General features: G+C 36.9%; 9 protein-coding genes. 1 reads left to right on the plus strand and 8 read right to left on the minus strand.

Going from position 1 to position 6467, the window contains the following annotated elements:
• Window positions 1-36 precede the first annotated feature (36 nt).
• The 8 genes from RHOW815_RS06200 to msrB all read right to left on the minus strand — a co-directional run bounded on the left by RHOW815_RS06200 (window position 37) and on the right by msrB (window position 5709).
• Complete coding sequence (locus RHOW815_RS06200) at window positions 37-348, minus strand: cytochrome d ubiquinol oxidase subunit II (protein ID WP_215217459.1); 312 nt, start codon at window positions 346-348, stop codon at window positions 37-39.
• The gene (locus RHOW815_RS06205) at window positions 348-1715 is read right to left on the minus strand and encodes a cytochrome ubiquinol oxidase subunit I (protein ID WP_215217460.1); all 1368 of its coding nucleotides are present in this window, start codon (window positions 1713-1715) and stop codon (window positions 348-350) included. The genes RHOW815_RS06200 and RHOW815_RS06205 overlap by 1 nt, the downstream gene beginning before the upstream one ends.
• Window positions 1716-1747: 32 nt before the next feature.
• Window positions 1748-2284, minus strand: a complete 537-nt coding sequence (locus RHOW815_RS06210) for an SOUL family heme-binding protein (protein WP_320412346.1) — start codon at window positions 2282-2284, stop codon at window positions 1748-1750.
• Window positions 2259-2549: a hypothetical protein gene (locus RHOW815_RS06215; protein WP_245397547.1), complete on the minus strand. Its 291-nt coding sequence runs from the start codon at window positions 2547-2549 to the stop codon at window positions 2259-2261. Before RHOW815_RS06215 ends, RHOW815_RS06210 begins: the two co-directional genes overlap by 26 nt.
• A gap of 122 nt (window positions 2550-2671) precedes the next feature.
• A complete protein-coding gene (gene murJ, locus RHOW815_RS06220) occupies window positions 2672-4237 on the minus strand; it encodes a murein biosynthesis integral membrane protein MurJ (protein ID WP_215217462.1) in 1566 nt (521 codons plus the stop codon).
• 308 nt (window positions 4238-4545) lie between these two features.
• On the minus strand, window positions 4546-4794 hold the full coding sequence (locus RHOW815_RS09370; protein ID WP_215217463.1) for an NUDIX domain-containing protein: 249 nt from the start codon (window positions 4792-4794) through the stop codon (window positions 4546-4548).
• 138 nt (window positions 4795-4932) lie between these two features.
• Window positions 4933-5160: a DUF4277 domain-containing protein gene (locus RHOW815_RS06230; RefSeq protein WP_256439922.1), complete on the minus strand. Its 228-nt coding sequence runs from the start codon at window positions 5158-5160 to the stop codon at window positions 4933-4935.
• Between the two features lie 129 nt (window positions 5161-5289).
• Window positions 5290-5709, minus strand: coding sequence for a peptide-methionine (R)-S-oxide reductase MsrB (gene msrB / locus RHOW815_RS06235; RefSeq protein ID WP_245397548.1), 420 nt, complete (start codon window positions 5707-5709; stop codon window positions 5290-5292).
• A gap of 312 nt (window positions 5710-6021) precedes the next feature.
• Between msrB and RHOW815_RS06240 the strand changes: the two genes are divergently transcribed.
• Window positions 6022-6330, plus strand: a complete 309-nt coding sequence (locus RHOW815_RS06240) for a hypothetical protein (RefSeq protein WP_215217466.1) — start codon at window positions 6022-6024, stop codon at window positions 6328-6330.
• The last annotated feature ends 137 nt before the right edge of the window (window positions 6331-6467 follow it).

Below are 6467 nucleotides of genomic sequence, written 5' to 3' on the forward strand. Positions count from 1 at the left end.
AGTCAGCTCTCTGGCTAGGGATCAGTTTTTTCATACTCAATAGCTTAACACAAAACAAAATATTTTTCTATACGATTGAATCGGAACCACTATATATAAGCCAGAGAGCAAGCTAGCAAATACCTTAGGAAACCCTGCTAAGAGGATTCCTGTTGAAATCACAATCCAAACAGAATTTCCATCCCATACCGGACCTATAGCATTTAAAAAAAACCTGCGCTCTTCATCTTTTCTAGCAAAAAGATGTAAACAGCCAAATCCTAGATCGAACCCATCCAATGTTGCATAAGCAATAGCAGAGAAGAGAAAAATAAAGAGGGCAATATGTTGCAAAATGAACATGCTCATCAGGATTTGTCCTTTAGATAGAGATCCCGATAGAGATCTTGATCTTCTGTTAAATTTTGACCGTGTTTGATCTTCTTATCGAGGAGGAATAGAAATAGAACGAAGAAGAGTAAATAGACGATAACAAAGAGAATGAAGGAAATAAGATTTTGCGCAACGGTTACCGTTTCAGAGAACCCCTCACTTGTTTTTAATAGTTTGTGAACAAGCCATAGCTGTCTTCCTATGCAAGAAGAATACCAACCAGCTATATTAGCCAACTGAGGCAGAATAACCGATAGAACCAAGAACCATTGTAGAACAGGAGCTAATACCCACTTTCTCTTCCACCACATATAAAGACCCATTAGAGAAGCAAACATCATCAATCCCCAACAAATAATCATCAGGTGATAAACCTGAAAGACGGGTTGGATTAAAGGCCATTCTTCGTAAGGAAACTCATTTAAGCCCAGCACTGTGGGTTTAAAATCACGATACACCAAAAAGCTCAGTAGTCCAGGAATAGGCAATCCATAAACCTTTTGCTTTTCCACATCTACCCAACCAAAAGCATAAGCGGGAGTATAAGGTTTTGTTTCAAAAACCCCTTCAAAAGCAGCGAGCTTAACAGGATTGTACCTAGCAATATCTCTTGCTAGAAAATCTGCAGAGATGAGTTGCAAAATACCTGTTATAAACGCCATCAAAACCCCTAATTTAAAGGAGCGCACAGCAAACTCATAATGCTGCTTTTTCATTAGATAATAGGCAGATACGCTGATGATTAAAAAGGCCCCTGTTAACCAAGCAGAAAGGAGGACATGTATAATGTGATCAATAGCTGTGGGATTAAACAACATCTGAACCCAGTTGGTCACTTGAGCAACAACAGTACCATCTGGTTGAGTGACTAATTCATAGCCTGCAGGATATTGCATCCACGAGTTAACTGCTACGATCCAAAACGCACTAAAATGCGCTCCAAAAGACACCAAAATTGTCGATAGAAAATGGATGTTAGAAGAAACCTTTTTCCAACCAAAGAGAAGAAGCCCTAAAAATCCCCCTTCAATTAAAAAAGCAAAAAAACCTTCCGCACTTAAAGCGCTACCAAATACATCTCCTACAAAACGAGAGTATCTAGCCCAATTGGTTCCTAAGCTAAATTGCAAAGGAATCCCTGTTGCTACTTCAAGAGCAAAAGTTAAGGCAAAGATCTTTAGCCAGAATTTGGTCATATCTTCCCAAACTTTCAACTTGGTTTTTAGATACATCCCTTCCATAAAAATCAAAGCTAAAGAAAGACCAATGCTCAGTGGGGGATAGATATAGTGAAAGGTCAACGTAAAGGCAAATTGCATACGAGATAGAATTTCTACTGTCATAACCACTCTGTAAAAAATATTTTTATATTACTTTAGTGAATCACGAATAGTAATTCATTATGACGAAAGCAAGGAATTGTCCAAGGAGGATCGTACCTTGCCAAAATACAGGGACCAGTAGGGGAATAGCCATGCTGTTCTATAAGTTCTAAAAGCAATCTTGTATTTTGTGTAGCTTTTTTTTCTGTACAAAACCCTGAAAAAGCAAGTGCTGCCCTTTTCTGTGTTTCTATCTGTTTTAGAAGAATCCGAGGATCCTTAGGAGAGGGGAGATCTGTAATCTTGTAGTTTATTGGCATGCTAAAAGCAATTAACCAATTTTTTTGTGTTAAATCTTCTGTTTGTTCTACAGGAGCTGTCATAGCAATTTTGGATTTAGTTGCATTTTGCCCAAAAATATAAGCTGCAAGAATATTAAAACCTTCTTTGGTAGCTTGTTCGAAATCATTTTGAATCCTTGTTTCTGCAATAACGCGCGGTTCATATTGCCTAATTTCAAAATTACCCCATTTTTTCAACACCAGATATTTGGGCCGATCTTTTTTATTTGCCAAGTTTTTCTTCTCCAATATGAAATTTATGAAAAAAACGATGAACTACAAGAGCAAAAATAATTGTAATAACCAACAGAAAAACAGTCCCGCTAAAAAGAGCGTAAGTGCCTGCAAAGATTTTTCCTCCTTTGGTTTCTATAGTTGCTAAAGGCCCCATGCCCAATAAGAGCATAGCAGCATTCTCATAAGCGTCGATCCAAACCATCTTCTCAAAGTGATGAAATCCAAACATACCTCCACTTAAAGACCCTAAAATAATCAAAAAAACCCATAGATACATTACGAGTTAAGCGCTTGAAAAACAATTTTGGATTTAAGCCGTAAGGATTTTTTTTAGTAAGCATAAGATATGTCTAGTACTTTTTTTTATCAGCATAGCAATCTAGCTAAAGCAATCAACAATTATTTTATTTCTGGAGAGGTTTTCAAAAAGAAATCAGAGAAGAGGTCTAAGAGTTCTTTATGTTTACAGATCTTTGCATAGAAAAATAAGCCTAAGATAAAAGCAAAAGCTTGTGTGAAAAAAGATAAAAGCTGAGAGGATACATGGCGAGTTAAGCCTAAAGAAGAGTTCAATAAGAAACCAATCCCAAAAGCACAAAGAGCTGCAAATGCACTAGCAAAAACGGTTTTAAATATTAAAGGCAAAAACAAAGGAGATTTCCATCCTGCTTTATGACTAAATTTATAGAGAATCCAATAATTGAGGTAGGCGCTTATGCTGGTCGCCAAAGCAGTGCTAATCACACCTAATTGCAACTGAAATACAAATAGGGTATTTAAAACGATATTAACAGCAACTGTAGCAACAGAGAGAAACATCGGTGTACGAAAATGATTCTGTGCATAAAAAATCGCAGAGAACAGAAGCACTAAGCTGCTAGGAACAAGACCCAAACTATATGCCCAAAGACAAAAAGTGGTTTTTACTACCGCTATTTCGGAAAAGTTTCCTCTGCCATATAACAAGTTAACCGAACTAGTACCGATTGCCAGAATGGCAAAAGTACAAGGGATCATCACCATCATGATCCGTTGATAACTAAAACTAAATAAGTTTTTTGCTTGTTCGATCTGTCCATTTTTCAAACATCTTGCAAGACGAGGAACGATTGTACTGACACAAGCAATTCCAAAAATAGCTAAGGCTAATTGCTCTAGTCGAATGGAATACCAAAGATAGGTAGGAGCCTTTACATCGATATATCTGGCGAATAGAGGATCAACAAAGGAATTGATTTGCATAGCTCCCACACCGATGATGCTTAAACTTAGCGTCTTTGCTAATGTTTGGACCTCTTCTGGGATTTGTAGATCAAACCACTGTCTCCAATTACCTCCAACACACCTCAATGTAGGCACAAAAGTAATTAGCCATTGTCCAAAAAAACCTATAGCAACCCACTTTGCTAAATATGGCATAGCTAGATCTGGAGCTTGATGACGTAATAAAAAAGCTGCTAGCATCCATATCATATTGCAGATAAAAGGTGCAAAGCTAGGAATAAAAAAATACTCATAACAATTGAGAACAGAAATATTAAGACCGTACATACAGATAAATAAAAGACCTGGTAGGAGCCAAGCCGTTAGCTTTAAGATTTCACGATTAGCATCTGAAATGGGCAAAGTTAAAAAAGCGGTAATGCCCCCTTCTGCCAGCAAGATAAAGCCTATTAGTAATAAAGAGAGCAAAAGACTTAACTTACAAAAAAAACGATTTGCTCTAGATTTATCTTGTACATGTATTTGCATAAAATGAGGGATAAAAGCTGATTGAAAAGGGCCTTCTCCTAAAAGACGCCTTAATAAATTAGAGAGCCGAAAAGCTACCATAAATGCAGCAACCGATGCATGATCGCCAAAAGCAAAGGCCATCACTAAATCGCGTCCCATACCACTCATACGGCTTAAAAGCGTTCCAGAAAAAAAACGCTTTATAGTAAGCCTTAAGCTTTTCTCCTCCAAAGCATCCTCACATTTGAGAGTGAGTGTAGAAGTGGCAGATTTTAAAGAGCAAGACAAAAAGTGTTCAGAGCAATTTACGAAGATCCGCCTGAAGCAAAGCAAAAGTCAAAACGGATCGCGAAGGGGAATTTGTTTTTTCTCTCCTTGGATGTGCACCTCTAAAAATCCCTGCATCAGACCTTCTTTCAATTCACCTTTTGTGAAAGAAACCACATCAGCAATCGCCTTTCCATATTCTGTCTGAGATTCCCCTTGAGAAGAAATTTTTGCTAGAAAAAATCGGCATTACAGAGGAGAGCACTCCATTGTCAGGGGGCTACTTGGCCTAGAAAATGCAAAGAGGATGCTACGAGTCCCGTTTCTTCTTGTAATTCGCGCAGAGCTGCTTCTTGTAAATCCACTCCTCCTCTAGGAAGCTCTAGTGCCAAGAGCGAGGGGCATACCGATAGATTACAATCAATGCTATACGGCCAAGGTAAAACCGGTAAACACTTTATATGCTCCGTGAACCAAAAGACTTGTTGTATCAAGATGGTTTTTAGGGTCCAGTAAATCATTGTCTAAAGCAACACCAAAAGCTACTGCAGCGAATAGCTTGGCTTGGCGCCGTAATCTGCAATATCGTCGAGTGCATGCCCTAGTATATAGTGGTTCCGATTCAATCGCATAGAAAAATATAGGATTAACGACAAGTTTCAAGTCGTTGACTTAAATCCCATTAAGTTAGCCGTTTGAATTAGCACTACTATATATTCTGTGATATCTTTAGCTTCGAATTCTGGGCTTAAAAGCCTTTCTATCGGCTTAGTTTCAAAAAACTGATGAGTCAAATAAAGCCTTCTATTCGTAAAACCTAATCCATTTATAATCATAGCAACCGCAGCTATGCCAGAACTGACTTTTCTTTGCTGATAACAGAAGATAAAAACTCTTTATGATCAACAAAGACCTAGCTGGAAAAAATATTTAGAGTCTTCTAGTAAAGGAGTCATAGAATACATACAAGAAATCATTTAAGCGGGCTGTATAACCATTTTTACAATGATTGCGTTTTAGCCAGTTGTTTCTTCAAAATGCAATGCTTCTGAGTTTAGGCAATATCTTTTGCCCGTTGGTTTGGGTCCATCATCAAAGAGATGTCCCAGATGTCCATCGCATCTACTACAGAGGACCTCTGTCCTTGTGCTAAATAAACTGGTGTCTTTTTGATAACTGAGGTTTTCTTCTATAATCGGCGCCCAAAAACTAGGCCATCCTGTTCCTGAATCGTATTTGGTATCTGAACTAAAAAGAGGAAGAGAGCAGCCTGCACAAAAATAAATCCCTTGTTTTTTTAGGTTATAGTACTTATTGTGGAAAGCATTTTCTGTTCCTTTTCGCCTAAGAATGTCGTATTGGTCAACGGAGAGCTTTTTTCTCCATTCTTGATCTGTTAAAAGAACCTTTTCTCCATCAAAATGATCTAAAGACAAGAGATCCTCCTTGTGAACGATAGTACTCATTATTAAACAATTAAAATTGCATTTCTTGTTTTTAACTTAAATTAAAAATAGGTGTCAATGAATTGTTTGTACGCAGTTTTTTATTATTTTTTTGTATAAATTTTGATAAATAATTATGATTTTTTGTTTTTAAATGATAAAAATATAAAAAAATTACGATTTATTAAATAAAACTACGATTTTTTATTGAATAAAAACTTTCTTCCTGAGAATGTGAAAATTATAGGGGTTAATATATTGAGCCTACTATAGGACTTACAATTAACAGGAGGAATCTTTTTTATGGCCACAAGAAAGACGGCAACTAAAAAAAGAACAGCTAAAAGCAAAACAACTAGGAAAGCAGCTCCAAAAAGAGCTAAAGCTAAAAGCAAAACAACTAGGAAAGCAGCTCCAAAAAGAGCTAAAGCTAAAAGCAAAACAACTAGGAAAGCAGCTCCAAAAAGAGCTAAAGCTACTAGAAGAAAATCTGCAAAGAGCACTAGCACCAAAAAAAGAAAAACCATATCTAGAAGAAGAAAAAAACCTTCTTTTTCCATGTTGGGTAGAAGCACAACAGGTGGTGAAGATTTAGGTCATCTTTACAGCTAACTTTTTAAAGATAACCTCGAGATAAATTTTTTCGAGGTTATCTTTGGCCCTTTCAACCTCGAAGTGCACAAAAAAGAACATATAAATACTTGAAAAAACATCTATTGTGCACCCGAGCATAGCATGTTTGTAGATAA

The organism is Candidatus Rhabdochlamydia sp. W815, from assembly GCF_018642185.1.
In the GTDB taxonomy this organism is placed as follows: domain Bacteria; phylum Chlamydiota; class Chlamydiia; order Chlamydiales; family Rhabdochlamydiaceae; genus Rhabdochlamydia; species Rhabdochlamydia oedothoracis.